We start from the raw sequence: 20,528 nt of genomic DNA on the forward strand, positions 1-20,528 counted from the left end.
GATATGGGACTCAAATTCAGTGCTGCAACGCCGCATAGCAATAAAATGTAACAACTCTACTTTGGCCCGCCGCACGGGCCAGTTTGGTGCGTTTTACGTCTAAAAACAGCGCCAAACCGTTGATCCGTTCTGTCCCCGCAGCCGGGTTGGCTGTTCTGATCATTCAGGGGTACGCAAAGTGATGAAAAATAAAGCTCTCGTTTATGATCTGGATCAAAATTCATCAACTTTAGAAGCGCTAATGAGGTATCGTAAAAGAAGAATCAAACGCGAACAGTCCAGCCACATGAGCCAGATGACGAACCGCCGGGCGTTTCTAAGCGCCAGCATGTTCCGGGAGGACAGTAATACTGTCCGCCCGCCGGGTTCAGCTGTGCCCGGATTTGTGGATCAGTGCACCAAATGCGGCGACTGCGCCGAGGCCTGCCCCGAGAACGTGATTGCGATTGGCCAGGATGGTTTCCCGGTGTTTCAGCCCGGCGACGATCCCTGTACGTTCTGTGGTGATTGCGCCAAGGCCTGTCCGACGGATGCCCTGCAAATCGAACGCCTGGCCGACTGGCCCTGGCGCGCAGCCATTCAGGATGCCTCGTGCTTGTCCATGAACGGCGTTAGTTGCCGCGTCTGTCAGGACAATTGCGAGCAGAACGCCATCCGGTTCAAACTGCAACTTGGCGGACGGGCAGAACCCGCACTGGATGCTGAGACCTGCAACGGATGCGGTGCCTGCGTGGCGCTCTGCCCTGTCGATGCTGTCGCGTTTGAACGTCGGCCCATAACTCAAACGGAAACGGTTCAATGAATATTTGCGGTTGCCTTGCACATGTTGCACAAGAACAGACCGACGCTGCCGCGCAAACGATGCGGGACACGCCGGGCGTCGAAGTTCACGCCCAGGCCGAAGATGGCCGTTTCGTCATCGTTGTCGAAGACACACCCGATCGCCTAGCGTCCGAGATCATCATGGATCTGCACCAGATCCCCGGAGTGATTTCTCTGACGCTGACTTATCACCATTTCGAGGATCTCGCGGAAAGCGCTCCGCATCCCGAGGCCCCAAGCCAAACCACCAGCCGGAGGCTCACGCTATGACTACTTCAGAATCTCGCCGGACTTTCCTCAAGGCCTCAGCGGCCGCTGCCACTGCGTCAGCCGCAGGCATCCCTCTGGCCACCGGTCAGGCCAATGCGCAAACCGGTGCCCCCGATATCCGCTGGGACAAAGCGGCCTGCCGTTTCTGCGGCACCGGCTGCTCGGTTCTGGTCGGTACCAAGGACGGCCGCGTTGTCGCCACCCAGGGCGACCCGGACGCGCCGGTCAACCGCGGCCTGAACTGCATCAAGGGCTACTTCCTGTCCAAGATCATGTACGGCAAGGACCGCCTGACCACGCCGCTGCTGCGTAAATCGAACGGCGTCTATGACAAAAACGGTGAATTCGAGCCGGTCAGCTGGGACGAAGCCTTCGACGTCATGGCCGAAAAATGGAAAGAGGCGCTGGCCAAGAAAGGCCCGACCAGCGTTGGCATGTTCGGCTCTGGCCAGTGGACGGTCTGGGAAGGCTATGCCGCCGCCAAGATGATGAAGGCCGGGTTCCGGTCGAACAACATCGACCCCAACGCACGCCACTGCATGGCCTCGGCCGTTGTGGGCTTTATCCGTACCTTCGGCATCGACGAGCCGATGGGCTGCTATGACGACCTCGAGCACGCGGACACCTTCGTGCTGTGGGGCTCGAACATGGCCGAGATGCACCCGATCCTGTGGTCGCGCCTGACCGATACCCGCCTGACCAAGCCGGGCTGTGAGGTGCACGTGCTGTCCACCTTCGAGCACCGCTCGTTCGAGCTGGCCGACAATGGCATGGTCTTCAACCCGCAGACCGACCTGGCGATCCTGAACTATATCGCCAACTACATCATCCAGACCGGTGCGGTGAACGAAGAGTTCGTCAAGAACCACGTCAACATCACCAAAACCGCCACCGATATCGGCTATGGCCTGCGCGACAGCCACCCGCTGCAGCAAGAGGCCGCGAACCCCAATGCCGGCAAGATGGAACCGATCAGCTTTGAAGAATACGCCAAAGCGGTCGAGCCCTACACGCTGGAATACACCGCAGAACTTTCGGGCGTGCCCGCCGACCGGCTGGAAAAACTGGCCAAGCAATATGCCGACCCGAACCGCAAGGTCATGAGCCTGTGGACCATGGGCTTCAACCAGCACACCCGCGGGTCGTGGGTGAACTCGCTGATGTACAACGTGCACCTGCTGGTCGGTAAGATTTCGGAACCGGGCAACTCGCCCTTCTCGCTGACCGGCCAGCCTTCGGCCTGTGGCACCGCGCGTGAGGTCGGCACCTTTGCCCACCGCCTGCCCGCCGACATGGTCGTGATGAACGACAAGCACCGTGAAATCTGCGAAACCGCCTGGAACGTGCCCGCTGGTACCATTCCGGCCAAGCCCGGCTTCCACGCCGTGCTGCAGCACCGCAAACTGAAAGACGGCGATCTGAACGCCTATTGGGTGCAGTGCACCAACAACATGCAGGCCGCGCCCAACATCAACGAGGAAGGCTATCCCGGATATCGCAACCCGGAAAACTTCATCGCCGTATCCGACCCCTATCCGACGGTCACAGCCGTTTCCGCCGACCTGATCCTGCCCACCGCAATGTGGGTCGAAAAGGAAGGCGCCTATGGCAACGCCGAACGCCGCACCCAGTTCTGGCGGCAGCAGGTCAAAGCACCGGGCGAGGCCAAGTCGGACCTGTGGCAGGTCATGGAGTTCTCGAAACGCTTTACCGTAGAAGAAGTCTGGGGCGAAGAACTGCTGGCCACCATGCCGGAACATCGCGGCAAGACCATGTACGAGGTGCTGTTTGCCAACGGCACGATCGACCAGTTCCCGCTGTCCGAAACCGCCGAAGGCTTTGACAACGACGAATCCGAGCATTTCGGCTACTACGTCCAGAAAGGCCTGTTCGAAGAATATGCCGAGTTCGGTCGCGGCCACGCGCACGATCTGGCACCGTTCGAAATGTACCATGAGGCACGCGGCATGCGCTGGCCGGTCGTCGACGGCAAGGAAACGCTGTATCGCTTCCGCGAAGGCTATGACCCCTATGTGCCCGAAGGCGCAGGCGTGAAGTTCTATGGCAAGAAGGACGGCAAAGCCAGCATCATCTTTGCGCCTTATGAGCCTGCCGCCGAGGAGCCGGATGAAGAATACGATCTGTGGCTGTGTACCGGTCGTGTACTGGAACACTGGCACTCTGGCTCGATGACCCGTCGGGTGCCGGAACTGCACCGCGCCTATCCGAATGCGGTCGTCTACATGCACCCGCAGGACGCCAAAGATCGGGGTCTGCGTCGCGGGCAGGAGATCGTCCTCTCCACCCGCCGCGGCGAGGTCACCAGCCGGGTCGAAACCCGCGGACGCAACAAGGCGCCGCGCGGTCTGGTCTTCATGCCCTGGTTCGACGAGCATCAGCTGACCAACAAGCTGACGCTGGACGCAACCTGCCCGCTGTCGAAAGAGACCGACTTCAAGAAATGCGCGTGTAAAGTCGAACGCGCGTAAACGGGAAGGATCGCAAAGGTAGTCCCCATGTCCCTGACCGGTACTCCTCTCTCGCCGCAACGGCGCCGATTCCTGCAGGATTCGGCGCGCGCGGCAGGCGGCTGCGTGGTCGCCGGATCATTGCTGGCCTGGTTGGCCCGCGATGCCCGCGCGCTGCCGGCCGAGGCATTGCGCCCGCCCGGCGCATTGCCGGAAGAAGAGTTCCTGTCGGCCTGCATCCGCTGTGGGCTATGCGTGCGGGACTGCCCTTACGACACCTTGAAACTGGCCGAGCTTGGGGTCGATGCCGTTGCAACCGGCACGCCCTATTTCACGGCACGCGATGTGCCGTGCGAGATGTGCGACGACATTCCCTGCGTCGCTGCATGCCCCACCGGTGCGCTGGATCCGGGGCTGGACAATATCGACGATGCCAAAATGGGCGTTGCGGTTCTGGTCGATCAGGAAAACTGCCTGAACTTCCTCGGCCTGCGCTGCGATGTCTGTTATCGCGTCTGCCCCGTCATTGACGAGGCGATCACGCTGGAAACCGCGCATAACGACCGCTCCGGTCACCATGCGATGTTCATCCCGACTGTCCATGCCGACCGCTGCACCGGTTGCGGCATGTGCGAGAAAAGCTGCGTTCTGCCCGAAGCCGCCATCAAGGTGCTGCCCGCCCGGCTGGCGCGCGGCAGCAGCGCAGATCACTACCGCAAGGGCTGGGAAGAAAAAGAAAGCCATGGCGGTCCCCTTGTGGACGGCCTGATCGACCTGCCCGACCGCCTGCCGGGACCGGGCACGGACAATCTGGCCACGCCAGGCGGCTTCGCTCCGTCTTATGACCTGCCGGGGGTCGGACAATGAGCGCCCGCACCCATCTGCCTGTCGGACAAGAGGCCGTTGCCACCAAAGGCTGGTTCGGCGCGCACCGTTTCTTGTTGCTGCGCCGCACAAGTCAGCTGTTCTTTCTGGCGCTGTTCCTGCTGGGCCCCTGGTTCGGCATCTGGATCGTGCAGGGAACGCTGGCAGGGTCGCTGACGCTTGGCGTACTGCCCCTGACCGATCCTCTGGTTCTGTTGCAAAGCCTTGTGGCCGGGCATTGGCCCGAACTGACCGCGCTGATCGGTGGGGTGATCGTTCTGGTCGCCTATGCGCTGATCGGCGGCCGCGTCTATTGTTCCTGGGTCTGCCCCATCAACCCTGTCACTGACGCCGCAAACTGGCTACACCGCAAGCTGGACCTGCCGAAAGGCTGGCAGCCTAAACGCAGCACCCGCCTCTGGGTGTTGGCGACGGTGCTGATCGTCTCGGGCCTGACCGGGGTGATCGCGTGGGAGTTGGTCAACCCGATCACCATGCTGCACCGCGGGCTGATCTTCGGCGCCGGATTTGTCTGGGCGCTGATTGCTGCGATCTTCGTTTTTGACCTGGTCGTCGCGCGCCACGGCTGGTGCGGCCACATCTGCCCGGTCGGCGCTTTCTATGGCCTGATCGGCAGCAAAAGCCTGCTGCGTGTCAGCGCCGCCAACCGGACGGCCTGCGATGACTGCATGGATTGCTATGCGGTCTGCCCCGAAAACCAGATCATTTCGCCCGCATTGAAGGGCAAGCCCGGCACGACGCCTCTGATCCTGTCGCCGGATTGCACCAATTGCGGTCGCTGCATCGATGTCTGCGCCGTCGATGTCTTCAATTTTACTCACCGGTTCGACGACCACGTCGTCGCACCTTCCGATCCAGTTCCCGCGCCTGAGCCGCGCGAAGCCAGACCTATCTAAGGGAGTGCCAAGATGAAAAAATCAATCCTGACAGGCGGAATTGCCCTGATCCCCGTTTTGCTCCTGAGCGGGTTCGCCCTTGCCCAGTCAGCCGAGGTGGAAACCCTGCGTGGGGCAGATGTAGATGAGCCCATCCCCCTGCATCAGATTCACAAGGATGTCGAAGGACGGATGCAGCGCAACTATCGCCAGCAACCGCCACTGATCCCGCATTCGGTCGAGCAGTACCAGATCGACGTGCGCACCAACCAGTGCCTGTCCTGCCATGACTGGACCAAAGCCGGTGACCGCAACGCACCGACCCTGTCGATGACTCACTATCTGGATCGCGACGGCAACGAGTTGGACCAAGTCGCAGGCACCCGATATTTCTGCAACCAGTGCCACGTGCCTCAGGCGGATGCTCCTGCGTTGGTCGACAACGTGTTTGAACCCTCGTCCGGCAACTAATCCAACGCAAGTCTGAAAGGAGCACCGATATGGCAGACTCCCCCGAAAATCGCGGTTGGATTGGCCGCCTCTGGAACGCAATCTGGACACCGGCTGTCATGTTCAGCTCGGGCTTTCTGGTCCTGGCTGGTTTTCTGGCCGGTATCCTGTTCTGGGGCGGGTTCCACTGGACACTGGAACTGACCAATACCGAGGAATTCTGTACCTCGTGCCACACGATGGAAACCAACCTGGGCGAATATCGCGAGACGATCCACTACAACAACCACTCGGGTGTGCGCGCGATTTGTTCCGACTGCCACGTGCCGCATGAGTGGAACCACAAGATCAAAGCCAAGATCATGGCAGTCAAGGATGTCTATCACGAGATGGTCGGCACCATCAGCACGCCTGAGAAGTACGAAGAGCATCGCCTGAGCATGGCCTCGGCCGTCTGGAAAAAGATGAAGGCGTCGGACAGCCGCGAATGCCGCAACTGCCACAACTTCGACTATATGGACTTTACCATCCAGGAAACCCGCGCCGCGTCCGAACACCAGCGCGCGATCGACAACAACATGACCTGCATCGACTGTCACCAAGGCATCGCGCACACCTTGCCACCGAACTACCTTGAGACATATCAGGAAATCACCGAAGAGCTGGCCGGAGAGCCCTCGGGCAAGCTGCAGCAACAGGTGGCGGATGGCAGTGCCGAGATTCGGTCATTCCTGACCGATCGCGCGGAATAAGAGGGGCAAGACATGCTGGAACTTCTGGGAACAATCGGGGCCAACATCATCAGCCTGCCGGGTATTCTGGGTCTTGCGCTGGGGATGATGACACGGCGCGTGTGGCTTGGTGCTCTGATGGGTGGCTTGGTAGGCGTGATAGAAACGTTGCTCTTTGCACATTGGAGCTTTGCCAACGTCGAAACAATCGAGATTTTGATTGCGGTGGTCGTCGGGCTGTGCGCGGGGTCGCTGGGCTCGGCCATCCGCATCAAGGGCACGACAGCTTAACTATACCAACTTGATCAATGTTCACCCGGTGCCTTGCATCGGGTGAACGCGTTTTTGGGGCGACATCACGCCCCTACATTGACCACCATTTTGCCGAAATTGCCGCCGCTCAGCAGTTGGTTCAGGGCCTCGGGTGCGTTTTCCAGCCCATCTACCATGTGCTCTTTGTACTGGATTGATCCATCGGCAATCCATCCGGTCATGTCGCGGCGGAACTCCTCGTACACCTCACGTGTGAAGCTGTCGAAAATGATGAAACCCTGCATTTTCACCTTCATGCGCAGCAGCGTGCCCATGATTGCGGGGCCCATATCCGGCCCTTCGGGCAGCCCCGGCAGGTTGTACCACGCGACAACACCGCAAACCGGCACCCGCGCAAAAGGGTTCAACAGCGGCAACACGGCATACAGGACCTTGCCACCGACATTTTCGAAATAGACATCAATCCCGTCCGGGCAAGCCTGTTTCAACTGCTCGGCAAAGTCCGGTGCATTGTGGTCGATACAGGCGTCAAACCCGAGATTATCGACAACATGCGCGCATTTTTCCGCACCACCTGCGACGCCCACAACCCGACACCCTTTGATCTTTGCGATCTGTCCAACGGTTGCGCCCACCGGCCCCGCCGCGGCCGCAACCACCACTGTTTCACCGGGCTTCGGCTCACCGATTTTCAACAGGCCTGCATAGGCGGTGTAGCCGGGCATCCCGAGGATTCCCAAAGCCCAGGACGGGTTCTGCGGGGATTTGCCAAGGTTCATCACTTCGGTGCCATCCGAGATCGCATAATCCTGCCATCCGCTGCCGGACAGGACATAATCGCCGGCCTCAAACCCCACGAGGTTCGACGCCACGACCTGTCCCACGACCTGAGCGGTCATGACGCCGCCAATGGCCACGGGTTCGGCATAAGATTTCGCATCGTTCATTCGCCCGCGCATATAGGGGTCCAAAGACAGGTAAACCGTGCGCACCAGCATCTCATCCGGTCCGGGGGTCGGAACCACGTTCGTGGTCAGGCGCAGAGTGTTTTCGTCCGGTTGGCCGCTGGGGCGTTCGTTCAGAACGATCTGTCGGTTGACGTCTGGGGATTGGGCCATGTTCTGACTCCTTTGCTAAGGTCTCGTCCTGCGACTTGGGGTTGCTTTGCTACTGTGCAGAAAGCGCTCCGGTCCGCAATGTTTTAAACCCTGCCCGTGCCTCAACTGCCGCTGCGGAACGCGGTCGGCGTTTGCCCGAACTCGGCCTTGAACGCCCGGGTCATGGCGCTGGCATTTTCATAGCCGCAGCGCCCGGCGATTTCAGCGATGGACTGTTCCGTCTCTTCTGCCAGCTTGCGGGCAAGATTCAGACGCAGACGCCGGTACAGCGCCTGCGGCGTGGTTTTCAGTTCGGCCTGTATCCGCCCTTCAAGCCGCTTTTGCGAACACCCGATTTTGCGGGCAATCTCTTTGATCGGCAGCGGTGTTTCCAGATTCGCCTGCATCAAGGTCAGCGCCCGGTTGACCAGAGTGTCTTCGGATTTGAGCGGCAACGTGTATTGATCCGCGCCGCCCCGGCTCATCAGCAGATGCGCGACCTCCATCGACAGCAGCGGCCCGTGATCGCGACGAATAAGCGCCGAGGCCAGATCAAACGCCGCCATCGCCCCGGAACAGGTCAGCCGGTTGCCGTCGATGACATAGCGCTCCTGAACCGCGTTGACCAAAGGAAAGGTCTCTTCGAACCGGGCCAGTTCATCCCAGTGAATCGTCGCGCGGTGATCGTTCAGCAACCCGGCCCGGGCCAACAGCCAGCTTCCGGTATCCAAACCGGCCAGTTGCGAGTGCTTTCCCGCGGCCGCCAGTATCGCACGAATGGTTTCGCGCGTGTCCAGCTTGAGATAACCATAGGACGGCATGACCACCAGAACGTCTCCTCGCTGTTCGCTCAGGGCACCATTCGGGGTCACGGTAAGCCCGCTGGAACTTTGAACCGTCCTCCCATCTATCGAACAGAATCGCCAAGCATACAGACTTTGCCGCGACAGAGTATTAGCCGCGCGCAACGGTTCGACCATGTTGGCAAGGCAATGGTTCGAGAATCCGTCGAAAATCAGAATGTTATATTGGCGGGTCAAAATTTATTCCAATCCTGCACAAATCTAGGCCAATTCTGCATGTCGCGACACTGCGCAATGCCGTTTCCTGCGTCAATCACCTATCTAAGGAACACGCGCCATGCAGTTTGGTCTGTCAGAAGAACAGGAAATGATCGTTTCGACTGTTCGCAGCTTCGTCGAAAACGAAATCTACCCGCACGAGGCCGAAGTTGAACGCACCGGTCAGGTCCCGCATGAACTGGGCGAGCAGATCAAGCAGAAATGCATCGATCTGGGCTTTTACGCCTGCAACTTCCCCGAAGAGGTCGGCGGCGCAGGTCTGTCGCATCTCGATTTCACTTTGGTCGAACGTGAGCTGGGCCGTGGTTCGATGGCATTGACCCACTTCTTTGGCCGTCCGCAAAACATCCTGATGGCCTGTAACGACGAACAGCGTGAACGTTACCTGCTGCCCGCCGTACGTGGTGAAAAAATGGACGCGCTGGCAATGACCGAGCCGGATGCAGGCTCGGACGTGCGCGGCATGAAATGCCAGGCCGTGCGCGATGGTGGTGACTGGGTCGTCAACGGATCGAAGCACTTCATCTCGGGCGCGGAACACGCGGATTTCTTCATCGTCTTCATTGCGACCGGCGTGGACGAGACCCCGAAAGGCCCCAAAAAACGCATCACCACCTTCCTGGTGGATCGCGGCACTCCGGGGTTCGAGGTCAAGGAAGGCTATAACTCGGTCAGCCACAAGGGCTACAAGAACTACATCCTGTATTTCGACAATTGTCGCCTGCCCGACGCACAGGTTTTGGGTGAGGTTGATGGCGGCTTTGCGGTGATGAACGAATGGCTCTATGCCACCCGCCTGACAGTTGCGGCCTTCTCGGTCGGTCGTGCGCGCCGTTGCTTTGACTACGCCCTGAATTACGCCGCCGAGCGCAAGCAATTCGGTCAGCCCATCGGCAAGTTTCAGGGCATCGGCTTTCAGATCGCCGACATGATCACCGAGATCGACGCCGCAGACTGGCTGACCCTGGCCGCCGCGTGGCGTCTGGACCAGAACCTGCCCTCGAACCGCGAGATCGCCTCGGCCAAGCTGTACGCCTCGGAAACGCTGGCGCGGGTCACCGATACGACACTGCAGATCTATGGTGGCATGGGTCTGATGGATGACTTCCCGATCGAACGCTTCTGGCGCGATGCCCGCGTTGAACGCATCTGGGACGGCACCAGCGAGATTCAGCGTCACATCATCAGCCGCGATCTTCTGCGCCCCCTCGGCGCATGAGGCCACGTCCCGGCGGTGAGAGGGTTCTGGCAGGTTACGCTCTCATCCCGTCCAGACCCGCTTACCGCCGGGGGCATTTCCAACGACTCGATCAGGATTGTCGATGAAGAGAGATCTTACCCGGCTTCTGCGCCCGAAAACCATTGCCGTCATTGGGGGCGGCGCCTGGTGCCAACAGGTTATTCTGCAATCCAAGCGCATGGGCTATGCGGGTCAAATCTGGCCGGTACATCCCAAGGCCACGGAGATCGCGGGCCATTCGGTCTATGGGCACCTCGAAGACCTTCCCGAAGCCCCCGACGCCGTGTTCATCGGCATCAACCGCCACGCCACGATCGAGGCGGTTCACATCCTGTCCAGCATGGGCGCCGGCGGCGCGGTGTGTTTCGCCTCGGGCTTTTCCGAGGCTGCGGCCGAAGATGACACGGGCGGAGACCTGCAGGACCAGTTGATCGCAGCCGCCGGGGACATGCCTATTCTGGGGCCGAACTGTTATGGCTTCATCAACGCGCTGGACGGCGCGCTGCTTTGGCCGGACCAGCATGGGGCGACTCCGGTCGAAACGGGCGTCGCGATCCTGACGCAAAGCTCAAACATATCGATCAACCTGACCATGCAGAAACGCGGCCTGCCGATTGCTTACATGGTGACCTGCGGGAACATGGCGCAGACCAGCCAGGCCGAGATCGCCTCGGCCCTGATCGACGATCCGCGTGTGACCGCCGTCGGCCTGCATATCGAAGGCTTCAAAGACATCCGCGAATGGGAAGCGCTGGCCGCTAAGGCGCATGGCAAAGGCATCCCGCTGGTGGCGCTCAAGGTCGGCGCATCCGAACAGGCGCAGGCCGCAACCGTATCGCATACCGCGTCGCTGGCGGGCAGCGATGCCGGGGCTCAGGCCTTGTTGGAACGTCTGGGTATTCCGCGCTTGTCGGCCCTGCCCGATTTCCTTGAAACTCTGAAACTGCTGCATTGCTATGGACCGCTGCCGGGCGGCAACATCGCCTCGATCAGCTGTTCGGGGGGCGAGGCCAGCCTGATCGCGGATATGGCCGTGGGCACCGGCCTGACCTTCCCGCGTCTGACCGACGACAAGAAAGCCCATCTGCGCGATGCGCTCGGGCCGATGGTCGCGCTGAACAACCCGCTGGATTATCACACCTATATCTGGCGCGACGAAGAAGCGATGACCAAGGCATGGTCCGGTATGACCGGCGACGATATCGACCTGACCTTCTCGATCGTCGACTATCCGACAACTGACGCGACCGACTGGACCTGCGCCTCGCGCGCGGCGATGAAAGTCCGCGCCGACACCGGCGCACGATTTGCCATTGCCGCGACATTGCCGGAACTTCTTCCCGAAGACGTCGCGCAGGAGCTGACGGCTGGAGGCGTTGTGCCCTTCATGGGTCTGCGCGAAGCACTGGCCGCCACCCGCGCTGCGGCTCAGGTCGCGGCACCGTCCACGCATCCGGTCTGGCTGCCCGGCACCGCCGAGGCAAACCGGACCCTGACCGAGGGTGAATCCAAACAGGCGCTGGCCGATTGCGGCTTGCGCATCCCGCAAAATCGCACCGTGCGCGGCCCGGACGAAGCCCAAGCCGCAGCGCAGGAGATGGAGGCGCCCTTCGCCGTCAAGGGCGTTGGTCTTGCGCATAAATCCGAACATTCCGCCGTTCGACTGGGCGTTCAGGCCAAAGACGTGGCAGATGTGGCCGCCGATATCGGAACCAACGAGATCCTGGTCGAAGAGATGATCACCGGAACCGTCGCCGAACTGCTGGTCGGTGTGGTCCGCGACCCAGCCCACGGTTTTGTGCTGACCCTGGGTGCAGGCGGTGTGCTGACCGAAGTGCTGCGCGATACAGCATCCTTGCTTGTGCCCAGCTCTCCCGACGACATCCGCACCGCCCTTGGCAAGCTGAAGATTGCGCCGCTGCTGGCAGGCTATCGCGGCCAACCGGCGGCTGATATGGATGCAATCATCCCCGCGATTGAGGCCGTTCAGGCCTATGTCATGCAAAACGCCGACACGCTTGGCGAGGTCGAGATTAACCCGCTCCTCTGCACGCCCGACAAGGCCGTTGCGGTGGATGCCCTCATCAGAAAGGCCTGAGATATGGACCCGATCAAAACCCGCCGCGAAGGGGCGATCCTTGAGGTGACGCTGGACCGGCCCAAGGCCAATGCCATTGACCTGGTCACCAGCCGCAGAATGGGCGAGGTCTTTGCCGAATTCCGCGACGACCCGGACCTGCGCGTGGCCATCCTGACCGGCGCGGGCGAGAAGTTCTTTTGCCCCGGCTGGGACCTGAAAGCCGCCGCAGACGGCGATGCGGTCGATGGCGACTATGGCGTCGGCGGTTTCGGCGGCCTGCAGGAACTGCGCGATCTGAACAAGCCGGTGATCGCGGCGGTGAACGGCATCGCCTGCGGTGGCGGCCTGGAACTGGCGATCTCGGCGGACATGATCATCGCAGCAGAACACGCCACCTTCGCTTTGCCGGAAATCCGCTCGGGCACTGTAGCCGACGCGGCCAGTGTCAAACTGCCCAAGCGCATCCCCTATCACATCGCGATGGAGCTGCTGCTGACCGGGCGCTGGTTCGATGCCGAGGAAGCCAACCGCTGGGGTCTGGTGAACGAGATCGTCGCCGCCGATCAGCTGATGGACCGCGCGTGGGAGCTGGCCCGTCTGCTGGCCTCGGGACCGCCGCTGGTCTACGCCGCGATCAAAGAGGTTGTGCGCGATGCCGAAGACAGCAAGTTCCAGGACGCAATGAACCGCATCACCAAGCGCCAGCTGCGCACGGTGGATGTGCTTTACGCCAGCGAGGACCAGCTGGAAGGCGCCCGCGCCTTTGCCGAAAAGCGCGACCCGGTCTGGAAAGGCAAATAAGAGATCAACGCTTTGGCGGTGTCAGCCACTGTGCTGACATGCCGAAGTTCGACTCTTTCAGCTCTTGCTTTGCGATGGCCTGCAGATGCACCTCATCCGGGCCATCCGCATAGCGCAGCGCCCGCGCCCAGGTATAGCTGTCGGCCAGCGGCGTATCCGGCGTCATGCCCATGGCACCGAAAACCTGCATCGCACGGTCCGTCACGGTGGCGTGCACATTGGGCGCCACCACCTTGATCAGCGAAATCTCGCGCCGCGCCGCCTTGGCGCCGACCTGATCAATCTTCCACGCCGCCTGCAAGGTCAGCAGCCGCGCCTGATCGATCTCAAGCCGCGATTTCGCGATCCATTCCCGGATCACACCCTGCTCTGACAGCTGCTTGCCGAAGGTCTTCCGCTCTTGCGCGCGTTCGACCATCAGCGACAGCGCCATTTCTGCCGCGCCGACCGAACGCATACAGTGGTGGATACGCCCAGGCCCCAACCGCGCCTGCGCCAGAGCGAAACCGCTGCCTTCTTCCCCCAACAGATTACTGGCGGGTACCCGGACATCCTTGAAGACCAGTTCCGCATGGCCCTCGGGATCGTGCATGTTCAGAATCGTGGGGTTGCGCACGATCTCAAGACCGGGCGTGTCCTTGGGCACGATCACCATACTCTGCTGCTTGTGCCGGTCCGCGTTCGGGTCGGTCTTGCCCATGACGATGAACATCCTGGTGTTCGGATGGCAGGCATTGGTGATGAACCACTTGCGGCCGTTGATGACATACTCGTCACCCTCACGCCGGATCGAGGTGGTGATGTTGGTGGCATCCGAACTGGCCACGTCGGGTTCGGTCATCGCAAAGGCCGAACGGATTTCACCATTCAGCAACGGCACAAGCCATTCTTCGCGCTGCTCGGGCGTGGCGAACATGTGCAGCAGTTCCATGTTGCCGGTGTCCGGCGCGTTGCAGTTGAACACTTCGGACGACCACGTCACCTGCCCCATCATCTCGGCCAGCGGGGCGTATTCCAGATTGCTCAGCCGTGTACCGGGTTCATCGTCGCGCAAGGAGGGCAGGAACAGATTCCACAGCCCCTCGGACCGGGCCAACGCCTTGAGATCTTCCATGAAATTGACCGGGAAATTACCTGCCTCGATCTCTTCCTTGTGGTCGCGGATGCGCGGATAGATATACGCCTCCATAAAACGTTTCAGCTGGTCGCGGTATTCCACGGCGCGCGGCGATGGGGCAAAATCCATTGTTATCCCTTTTCAGACTTTTACGTCAGACCATTCCCCGTACCCTAGCCGCGTGATTGGCGTTTGTGAAACCTGCTAGCAGGGTCTGAGCCTCAAGTGCCGTCAGGTCATTCCGGTTCCCGTCAAAACCCACTCGTTCACAGCTCTGTTGCTCAACCTTCTGCATGACGGTAAGCGTCTGTGAACACATGCAATGAACCGAGGGTCAGGTGTCCGAGCAGCAGATCAAGAAATCGGATGACATCGCCGACAGGCTGTCGACGCGGATTGTCCAGGGGGCACTGAAGCCTGGTGAAAAGCTGCGGCAGGACCTGATTGCCCGCGAGTTCGGGGTCAGCCAGGTGACCGTGCGCGAAGCCCTGCTGAACCTCGCCTCACGGGGGCTGACGGTTGCGGTACCGCGCCGGGGGATGTGCGTGGCGCCGATGGACCAGAACGCCATTCAGGAACTTCGGGTGATGCGGCGTGCGCTTGAACCGGTCGCGTTGCTGCATTCCGTGCCCAACCTGACAACCAATCAGATCGCGCTGATCGAACAGATCCACGAAGAATGCGACAGCGCCACAACGGCCGATGATTGGGAGGACGCCAATCAGCGCTTCCACATGGCCGTCATCGCGGCCTGCAACATGCCGCGCATGATTACCGAGATCAGAAATCTGCAAGTGCTGTATGCGTGGCACTTCAACAACCTGCACACGGCCAAATGGCGTCAGCGCGCCGACCCGGATCACGCCGCCATTCTGGCCGCCATCAAGGATCGCGACGCGGCCAAGGCCCATTCGGTGATGCAGCGTCACCTGACGCGTTTGGCCTAGACCGGTTCAGCCGGGTTTGCGGGCGATGATCCATGTCGGGTGATAGGTCAGCGAAACGCCGGACTCGCCCCCAAACTGCCGGATGTACTCATTGGTAAAGGCCATCAGGCTGGATTTGGTCCAGGTTTTCTGCGCCCGCCCGTTTACACCGGTCCGACGCAGGTGCTCCAACACCTTCCGGGGTGACGAAAAGTGCATCTGCCGTTCCACTTCCCCGGCAGAGACGACATCCAAAGTGCCCTCGACAGCAGCAGTCAGAGCATCCGGCCCGCACAGGCCGGGCGCTTTCGCCGCAGACCCGACCTGAACCAGTTCGTGATATTGCTGCGGACCGAATCCAGAAACGGCCAGCCAGCCACCGGGTGCCAGCGCCATCGCGGCGCGACGCAGAAAAGCGGCTGGATCGGGAAGCCACTGGATCATCGAGGCCGACGCGATCAGATGCGGTTGCGCGGGCCACGCGATGGTCTCGGCATCGCCGCACAGGAAATCGGCCCCATGGATGGCGGCGGTCTCATCGGCTTCGGGCGACAGGTCGTTGACCGTGAGCGTGTCGAACGCGAAATGCTCGCAAAGCCGCTGCGTCAAGTGGCCGGTGCCACAACCGAACTCCAAAGCCGAGAAGAAGTGCTGGGGTGCGCCACCATTGCGCAGATCCTGCGCAAGACGATCCGCGATCCGGGCCTGCTGACCCGCCGAGTCGTGGTAGGTCATAAAACTGCGGCTGAAACTGCGCTGGACACGGTCGGTCAACTGGGCGTTCATGCGATCCACTCCTTCCAGCTTTGACCGGCGGCAAAGGGAACATGTGGCGCGGAAACCTCGCGCACGGCGTCCTGCTGCCCGGCCCATGCGGCCTGTTGCGCGCGGGTGGGAATGATCCGGTCCCTTTGTGGAATCCAGACCCGATCAAACTTGCGATCTGGCGCCGTGCCGCGTTCGATTACTCCAAAAAGCTCGGCCCGTGCGGCATCAATCTCGATCGCGGGGGCTGCTGTTTCCAACCCTGCGCGTCGGCAGAATTTGGCGAAGCTGGCGGTGCACAGTTGGTCCACTGTGGCGCGGATCATATCCGGGGCGATACCGTGTTCGGCATCGGCTGGGGACAGAGTGCCACTGACCGCGACCAATCGATCCGGTTGCAGCCCTGTCTGCGTCAGCCAATGCGCGGCCGACGCTACGCCAAAGGAAAAGGCGATCAGGTTGACCCGGTCATATTGTGCGAGGTCGCTCAGCGGGTTGTCCAGCCGGGTATAGTCATCCACGAACAAGGTATCCGCATCGCCGGAAAGACCCTGAAACGGCGCGGGGCCCAGAGCCCAGCCTCCGAACACCAACAGCACCTCTTGGGTGCCCGAGCGGGACAGCCATTTCTGTCTCATGACGCGCCTTTCGCCAGTGACACCATCGCCGATGTCACGCGGCTCAGCTCATCCGGAGAGATGATGTAGGGTGGCATACAGTAGATATTCCGTGCGAAGGGGCGCAGCCAGACGCCGGTTTCCGGTGCCAGCCCGTGTGCGACGGATGGATCGACCCAATCCTCCATCTCAATGACGCCGATGGCACCTAGGACACGCACATCCGAAACCCCGGGCAATCCGCGTGCGGGGGCCAGTTCCTGCTTCATCTGGTCGGCGATACCGGCGACTTCGGAGCGCCAATCCCGGATGCTCAGCTGCTCCAGACTGGCAACTGCCGCCGCGCAGGCCAACGGGTTGGCCATATATGTCGGGCCGTGCATCATGACACCGGCCTCGCTTTCGCCGATCCGCCGCGCGACGGTCTCGGTCGTGACGGTCGCGGCCAGCGTGATATGCCCGCCAGTCAGCGCCTTGCCCAAACAAAGTATGTCCGGCACAACACCGGCGTGGTGCAACGCAAACAGCTCTCCGGTGCGCCCGAAGCCGGTGGCAATTTCATCAAAAATGACCAGCACGTCATGCGCCTTGCATAGCTCATGCGCCCGTTGCAGCCATGTCGGGTGATAAAAATACATCCCGCCCGCGCCTTGCACGACCGGCTCAAGGATCAGACCCGCGATCTGGTCGGCCTTGGTTTCCAGCAACTCTTCCAGCGCGTTCAGCCCGTTAAGGTCACCATCCTCGGACCAGTCCTGACCAAAGGCGATCTGTGGACGGGGCAGGAAATGCTGAACCGACAGAGCGCCCGCAAACAGCCCATGCATCCCGTTAACCGGGTCGCAGACACTCATCGCTTTCCAGGTGTCGCCGTGATAGCCGCCGCGGATGGTGGCAAACTGCGTGCGGCCCTTACGGCCCTGTGCCATCTGGTATTGCACCGCCATTTTCAGCGCCACTTCGATGGCCACCGAGCCGCTGTCGCTGTAGAAAATACGGTCCAGCCCATCGGGCAGAAGGTCGATCATTCTGCGGCCCAGCTCGATCGCTGGGGAATGGGTCAGGCCACCGAACATAACATGCGGCATCTGATCCAACTGCGCCTGCATCGCCGCGATGATGGCCGGGTGACGATGCCCGTGTACGGCGCACCACCACGAGGACATCGCATCAATCATCTGCGTCCCGTCTTCAGCCGTTAGCCAAACACCATCGGCCCCGGTGATCAGGTGCATCGGGCCGGGCTTCAGCACGTTGGTGTAAGGGTGCCACAGATGGCGGGCGTCAAACTCAAGCGGGGTCACAGGGCGCTCCGGATTGTGTCGACGTCAATGGCGCTGTAGGCGTCGGTCAGAGTGTCTCGGGACAGGGTGTCGATGAAAGGCAAACGGCCCAAATGGCGGGTATTGCCCATCTGGGCGATGGTCTGTTCTACATCCGGCTCGGCATCGCCGACAAAGGCCACGCCGACCACATCGCACCCTGCGTTGCGCAGGGCCATCAGAGACAAGGTCGTGTGGTTGATCGTTCCCAGAGAGGTGCGCGCCACCAGCACAACGGGCGCCTGCCATTGGGCGATCACGTCGAGGAAAAAGACCTGTCGGTTCAACGGCACCATCAGCCCGCCCGCGCCTTCGACCACCAGAGGGCCGGACACTTGCCGCAAGGCCAGACGGGCCGGGTCGATCTCGATCCCCATATCCTCGGCCGACAAATGCGGCGAGGCGGGCATGTTCAGGCGATAGGCCTCGGGCAGCACCTCGGCCCCGGTCAGCTCTGCGACGATTTCCGAGTCCGTTGCCTCTTCCAGCCCAGATTGCACTGGCTTCCAATACCGCGCGCCAAGGGCAGAGGTCAGACCCGCAGCAAAGACGGTTTTGCCGATGCCTGTATCTGTGCCGACAACAATTACGGTACTCATGCGGCCTCGCTTTGGTGCTGGGCAAGTGTTTCGAACAGGGCGCTGATATCGGCGTTGGTTACATTGCCGGTGACCGAGATCCGAAGCCGCGAGGTGCCGCGCGGAACCGTCGGCGGGCGGATACCCCGGACGTCAAAGCCCTGCGCCTGCAGGCTTGCGGCCATCTGCATCGTCCGCGCCTCGTCGCCCAGAATGACGGGAACGATCTGGCTGTTCAGCACATCTTGCGGAACGCCCGTGCGGCGTGCCTCGGCGTGGGCGAGGTGCAGTCGGGCGGTTGCGGCATTGGTCAGGCTGGTGTCGGCTTGCAGTTGATCCAGCACCGCCCGTACGAGGGCCGCGTTGAACGGCGACGGTGCGGTTGCAAAGATGAATGGCCGCGCCCGGTTGATCAGCGCGTCGATCATCACCCGTGGCCCGCAGATCAGACCGCCCGCAACACCCAGACCTTTGCCGCATGTGTGCAAGGTCAAAACATCGGCCGTCAGCCCATGTGCCAGACCTTTTCCGTTCGGACCAAAAACGCCGGTGGCATGAGCCTCATCCACGACCAGAATGGCCCCGTGTTCGACGGCCAGGTCGGACAGTGCGGTCAAGGGCGCGATGTCGCCCTCCATCGAGTAGACGCTTTCCACCGCGATCCAGACCTGCCCCGATCCGCCGGTGACCTGCCAATCCGCCAGAACGCGGCGGGCATCGGCCACGTCGTTATGGGCAAAGGACCGGGTTTCGGCTCGGCCCGTCCGCATCCCTTCATGGGCGCTGGCATGGACCAGATCGTCATACAGGATCAGGTCCCCCGCCGCGGGCAAGGTCGAGAATATCGCCTGATTGGCCTGAAACCCGCCCCCCATGAACAAGGCGGCCTCAGTACCGAAAAAGGCAGCTGCCTCTTCCTCCAGCGCCTCATGTTCAGGATGGTTGCCGCGCAACAGCCGCGATCCGCCTGATCCAAGCGGCACACCCCGCTCAAGCGCCTTTTGCGCGGCGCGGTGCAACAGCGGCGAGTCCGCCAGACCCAGATAGTCGTTCGAGGCGAAGTCCAGCCCACGCCTCGGGGCCAGCGCCCGGCGGCGATGCCGGGCGTCCAGCGTTTCAAGCATCGAGTGCAGGCGACTCAATGCTTTCATTCAGCCGCTTCCGCACAGCTTTGCCCGGCAACGGTTTCGGCCTGCAGCCCCAGCTTGGCAAAGAGGATTGCGTCGGTGTCTTCTTCGGGGTTCTCGGCGGTCAGCAGCGTTTCCCCAACAAAGATCGAGTTCGCACCGGCGAAGAAGCACATCGCCTGCAACTCTTCGGTCATGTCGCTGCGGCCAGCGGACAGGCGCACATAGGATTTCGGCATCATGATGCGGGCGGTGGCGATCACGCGCACAAAATCGATCGGGTCGATCGGCTTGGCATCGGCCAGCGGAGTGTCTTCCTGCGGCATCAGCATGTTGATCGGCACGGATTCGGGCGCAGGGCCCATATTGGCCAGGGTGACCAGCATATCGACGCGGTCGCCGATCTCTTCACCCATGCCCAGAATACCGCCCGAACATACTTTGATCCCCGCTTCCTGCACGCGGTTCATCGTGTCGATGCGATCGGCAAAGGTGCGGGTGGTGATGACCTCGGGGTAATACCGTTCGGATGTGTCGATGTTGTGGTTGTAGTAATCCAGCCCCGCATCGCGCAGGCGGAATACCTGATTGTCGTCCAGCATCCCCAGCGTCATGCAGGTCTCCATCCCCATGTCGCGGACGCCTTCGACCATCGCAACCAGCGCATCCATGTCGCGGTCTTTCGGCTCGCGCCAGGCCGCGCCCATGCAGAACCGGGTCGCGCCACCGTCTTTGGCCTTGCGGGCTTCGGTCAGGACGCGCTGAACCTCGATCAGCTTCGAAGCCGACAGCTTTGAGCCGTTCCGGGCCGATTGCGAACAATAGGAACAATCCTCGGCACAGCCGCCCGTCTTGATTGACAACAGCTTGGAGGTTTGGACCTTGTTTGGATCGAAATTCTCGCGATGCACGGTCTGTGCGCGGAACAACAGGTCCATCAGAGGAAGGTCATATACGGCCTGCGCCGCCTCGCGGGTCCATGTGGGGGTGGTGTTTTCCATT

At 61.3% G+C, this 20,528-nt stretch carries 21 protein-coding genes; 12 read left to right on the forward strand and 9 right to left on the reverse strand.

From position 1 onward, the window contains the following. The first annotated feature begins 286 nt into the window (after window positions 1-286). From napF to GOX88_RS12150, 8 genes are read left to right on the forward strand one after another with little or no spacing between them, the layout of a single operon-like run. On the forward strand, window positions 287-802 hold the full coding sequence (gene napF / locus GOX88_RS12115; protein ID WP_170401842.1) for a ferredoxin-type protein NapF: 516 nt from the start codon (window positions 287-289) through the stop codon (window positions 800-802). Further along, window positions 799-1,092, forward strand: coding sequence for a chaperone NapD (locus GOX88_RS12120; protein WP_170326570.1), 294 nt, complete (start codon window positions 799-801; stop codon window positions 1,090-1,092). Before napF ends, GOX88_RS12120 begins: the two co-directional genes overlap by 4 nt. Then, on the forward strand, window positions 1,089-3,581 hold the full coding sequence (gene napA / locus GOX88_RS12125; RefSeq protein WP_170401845.1) for a nitrate reductase catalytic subunit NapA: 2,493 nt from the start codon (window positions 1,089-1,091) through the stop codon (window positions 3,579-3,581). Before GOX88_RS12120 ends, napA begins: the two co-directional genes overlap by 4 nt. A 27-nt stretch (window positions 3,582-3,608) precedes the next feature. Beyond that, window positions 3,609-4,427 carry a ferredoxin-type protein NapG gene (gene napG / locus GOX88_RS12130; protein WP_170401848.1) on the forward strand — a complete coding sequence of 273 codons (819 nt, stop codon included), beginning with the start codon at window positions 3,609-3,611 and terminating at the stop codon, window positions 4,425-4,427. After that, on the forward strand, window positions 4,424-5,341 hold the full coding sequence (gene napH / locus GOX88_RS12135; RefSeq protein ID WP_170401851.1) for a quinol dehydrogenase ferredoxin subunit NapH: 918 nt from the start codon (window positions 4,424-4,426) through the stop codon (window positions 5,339-5,341). Before napG ends, napH begins: the two co-directional genes overlap by 4 nt. A 12-nt stretch (window positions 5,342-5,353) precedes the next feature. After that, window positions 5,354-5,791: a nitrate reductase cytochrome c-type subunit gene (locus GOX88_RS12140; RefSeq protein WP_170401854.1), complete on the forward strand. Its 438-nt coding sequence runs from the start codon at window positions 5,354-5,356 to the stop codon at window positions 5,789-5,791. A 29-nt stretch (window positions 5,792-5,820) separates the two neighbouring features. After that, window positions 5,821-6,522: a NapC/NirT family cytochrome c gene (locus tag GOX88_RS12145; protein ID WP_170401856.1), complete on the forward strand. Its 702-nt coding sequence runs from the start codon at window positions 5,821-5,823 to the stop codon at window positions 6,520-6,522. A 12-nt stretch (window positions 6,523-6,534) separates the two neighbouring features. After that, a complete protein-coding gene (locus tag GOX88_RS12150) occupies window positions 6,535-6,792 on the forward strand; it encodes a hypothetical protein (RefSeq protein ID WP_170401859.1) in 258 nt (85 codons plus the stop codon). A 65-nt stretch (window positions 6,793-6,857) separates the two neighbouring features. Here GOX88_RS12150 and GOX88_RS12155 read toward each other — a convergent pair whose 3' ends face one another. Then, a complete protein-coding gene (locus GOX88_RS12155) occupies window positions 6,858-7,892 on the reverse strand; it encodes an NADP-dependent oxidoreductase (RefSeq protein ID WP_170401861.1) in 1,035 nt (344 codons plus the stop codon). A gap of 101 nt (window positions 7,893-7,993) precedes the next feature. Then, complete coding sequence (locus tag GOX88_RS12160) at window positions 7,994-8,911, reverse strand: GlxA family transcriptional regulator (RefSeq protein WP_254436216.1); 918 nt, start codon at window positions 8,909-8,911, stop codon at window positions 7,994-7,996. 100 nt (window positions 8,912-9,011) lie between these two features. Here GOX88_RS12160 and GOX88_RS12165 point away from each other — a divergent pair, with 100 nt between their 5' ends. The 3 genes from GOX88_RS12165 (at window position 9,012) to GOX88_RS12175 (ending at window position 13,074) form a co-directional block, all read left to right on the forward strand. Next, window positions 9,012-10,172 carry an acyl-CoA dehydrogenase family protein gene (locus GOX88_RS12165; RefSeq protein WP_170401864.1) on the forward strand — a complete coding sequence of 387 codons (1,161 nt, stop codon included), beginning with the start codon at window positions 9,012-9,014 and terminating at the stop codon, window positions 10,170-10,172. Between the two features lie 103 nt (window positions 10,173-10,275). Further along, window positions 10,276-12,291 (forward strand): acetate--CoA ligase family protein, encoded by a 2,016-nt coding sequence (locus GOX88_RS12170; RefSeq protein ID WP_170401867.1) that lies wholly within the window; start codon window positions 10,276-10,278, stop codon window positions 12,289-12,291. Between the two features lie 3 nt (window positions 12,292-12,294). After that, a complete protein-coding gene (locus GOX88_RS12175; protein ID WP_170401870.1) occupies window positions 12,295-13,074 on the forward strand; it encodes a carnitinyl-CoA dehydratase in 780 nt (259 codons plus the stop codon). Between the two features lie 4 nt (window positions 13,075-13,078). Here GOX88_RS12175 and GOX88_RS12180 read toward each other — a convergent pair whose 3' ends face one another. Further along, window positions 13,079-14,320: an acyl-CoA dehydrogenase family protein gene (locus tag GOX88_RS12180; RefSeq protein WP_170401873.1), complete on the reverse strand. Its 1,242-nt coding sequence runs from the start codon at window positions 14,318-14,320 to the stop codon at window positions 13,079-13,081. Between the two features lie 209 nt (window positions 14,321-14,529). Between GOX88_RS12180 and GOX88_RS23750 the strand changes: the two genes are divergently transcribed. After that, complete coding sequence (locus tag GOX88_RS23750) at window positions 14,530-15,138, forward strand: GntR family transcriptional regulator (protein WP_170401876.1); 609 nt, start codon at window positions 14,530-14,532, stop codon at window positions 15,136-15,138. A gap of 6 nt (window positions 15,139-15,144) precedes the next feature. Here GOX88_RS23750 and GOX88_RS12190 read toward each other — a convergent pair whose 3' ends face one another. The 6 genes from GOX88_RS12190 to bioB are packed head-to-tail and all read right to left on the reverse strand — an operon-like array spanning window position 15,145 to window position 20,527. Continuing rightward, window positions 15,145-15,903: a methyltransferase domain-containing protein gene (locus GOX88_RS12190; RefSeq protein ID WP_170401880.1), complete on the reverse strand. Its 759-nt coding sequence runs from the start codon at window positions 15,901-15,903 to the stop codon at window positions 15,145-15,147. Further along, entirely contained in the window at window positions 15,900-16,520 is a 621-nt protein-coding gene (locus GOX88_RS12195) for a pimeloyl-ACP methyl esterase BioG family protein (protein ID WP_170401883.1), read from the reverse strand. Before GOX88_RS12195 ends, GOX88_RS12190 begins: the two co-directional genes overlap by 4 nt. Next, a complete protein-coding gene (gene bioA / locus GOX88_RS12200) occupies window positions 16,517-17,803 on the reverse strand; it encodes an adenosylmethionine--8-amino-7-oxononanoate transaminase (RefSeq protein ID WP_170401886.1) in 1,287 nt (428 codons plus the stop codon). Before bioA ends, GOX88_RS12195 begins: the two co-directional genes overlap by 4 nt. Next, window positions 17,800-18,420: a dethiobiotin synthase gene (gene bioD / locus GOX88_RS12205; protein WP_170401889.1), complete on the reverse strand. Its 621-nt coding sequence runs from the start codon at window positions 18,418-18,420 to the stop codon at window positions 17,800-17,802. The genes bioA and bioD overlap by 4 nt, the downstream gene beginning before the upstream one ends. Then, on the reverse strand, window positions 18,417-19,550 hold the full coding sequence (locus GOX88_RS12210) for an 8-amino-7-oxononanoate synthase (RefSeq protein ID WP_170401892.1): 1,134 nt from the start codon (window positions 19,548-19,550) through the stop codon (window positions 18,417-18,419). Before GOX88_RS12210 ends, bioD begins: the two co-directional genes overlap by 4 nt. Beyond that, window positions 19,547-20,527 (reverse strand): biotin synthase BioB, encoded by a 981-nt coding sequence (gene bioB, locus GOX88_RS12215; protein ID WP_170401893.1) that lies wholly within the window; start codon window positions 20,525-20,527, stop codon window positions 19,547-19,549. Before bioB ends, GOX88_RS12210 begins: the two co-directional genes overlap by 4 nt. Window position 20,528: the final 1 nt, after the last annotated feature.

The sequence above is a fragment of the Ruegeria arenilitoris genome (assembly GCF_013030985.1).
Classification (GTDB): Bacteria; Pseudomonadota; Alphaproteobacteria; order Rhodobacterales; family Rhodobacteraceae; genus Ruegeria; species Ruegeria arenilitoris_B.

Bases quoted from the DNA above. Each gene is read 5' to 3' on its own strand.
- napF (WP_170401842.1), top strand. From the start codon at position 287: ATGAGCCAGATGACGAACCGCCGGGCGTTTCTAAGCGCCAGCATGTTC.
- GOX88_RS12120 (WP_170326570.1), top strand. From the start codon at position 799: ATGAATATTTGCGGTTGCCTTGCACATGTTGCACAAGAACAGACCGAC.
- napA (WP_170401845.1), top strand. From the start codon at position 1,089: ATGACTACTTCAGAATCTCGCCGGACTTTCCTCAAGGCCTCAGCGGCC.
- napG (WP_170401848.1), top strand. From the start codon at position 3,609: ATGTCCCTGACCGGTACTCCTCTCTCGCCGCAACGGCGCCGATTCCTG.
- napH (WP_170401851.1), top strand. From the start codon at position 4,424: ATGAGCGCCCGCACCCATCTGCCTGTCGGACAAGAGGCCGTTGCCACC.
- GOX88_RS12140 (WP_170401854.1), top strand. From the start codon at position 5,354: ATGAAAAAATCAATCCTGACAGGCGGAATTGCCCTGATCCCCGTTTTG.
- GOX88_RS12145 (WP_170401856.1), top strand. From the start codon at position 5,821: ATGGCAGACTCCCCCGAAAATCGCGGTTGGATTGGCCGCCTCTGGAAC.
- GOX88_RS12150 (WP_170401859.1), top strand. From the start codon at position 6,535: ATGCTGGAACTTCTGGGAACAATCGGGGCCAACATCATCAGCCTGCCG.
- GOX88_RS12155 (WP_170401861.1), bottom strand. From the start codon at position 7,892: ATGGCCCAATCCCCAGACGTCAACCGACAGATCGTTCTGAACGAACGC.
- GOX88_RS12165 (WP_170401864.1), top strand. From the start codon at position 9,012: ATGCAGTTTGGTCTGTCAGAAGAACAGGAAATGATCGTTTCGACTGTT.
- GOX88_RS12170 (WP_170401867.1), top strand. From the start codon at position 10,276: ATGAAGAGAGATCTTACCCGGCTTCTGCGCCCGAAAACCATTGCCGTC.
- GOX88_RS12175 (WP_170401870.1), top strand. From the start codon at position 12,295: ATGGACCCGATCAAAACCCGCCGCGAAGGGGCGATCCTTGAGGTGACG.
- GOX88_RS12180 (WP_170401873.1), bottom strand. From the start codon at position 14,320: ATGGATTTTGCCCCATCGCCGCGCGCCGTGGAATACCGCGACCAGCTG.
- GOX88_RS12190 (WP_170401880.1), bottom strand. From the start codon at position 15,903: ATGAACGCCCAGTTGACCGACCGTGTCCAGCGCAGTTTCAGCCGCAGT.
- GOX88_RS12195 (WP_170401883.1), bottom strand. From the start codon at position 16,520: ATGAGACAGAAATGGCTGTCCCGCTCGGGCACCCAAGAGGTGCTGTTG.
- bioD (WP_170401889.1), bottom strand. From the start codon at position 18,420: ATGAGTACCGTAATTGTTGTCGGCACAGATACAGGCATCGGCAAAACC.
- GOX88_RS12210 (WP_170401892.1), bottom strand. From the start codon at position 19,550: ATGAAAGCATTGAGTCGCCTGCACTCGATGCTTGAAACGCTGGACGCC.
- bioB (WP_170401893.1), bottom strand. From the start codon at position 20,527: ATGGAAAACACCACCCCCACATGGACCCGCGAGGCGGCGCAGGCCGTA.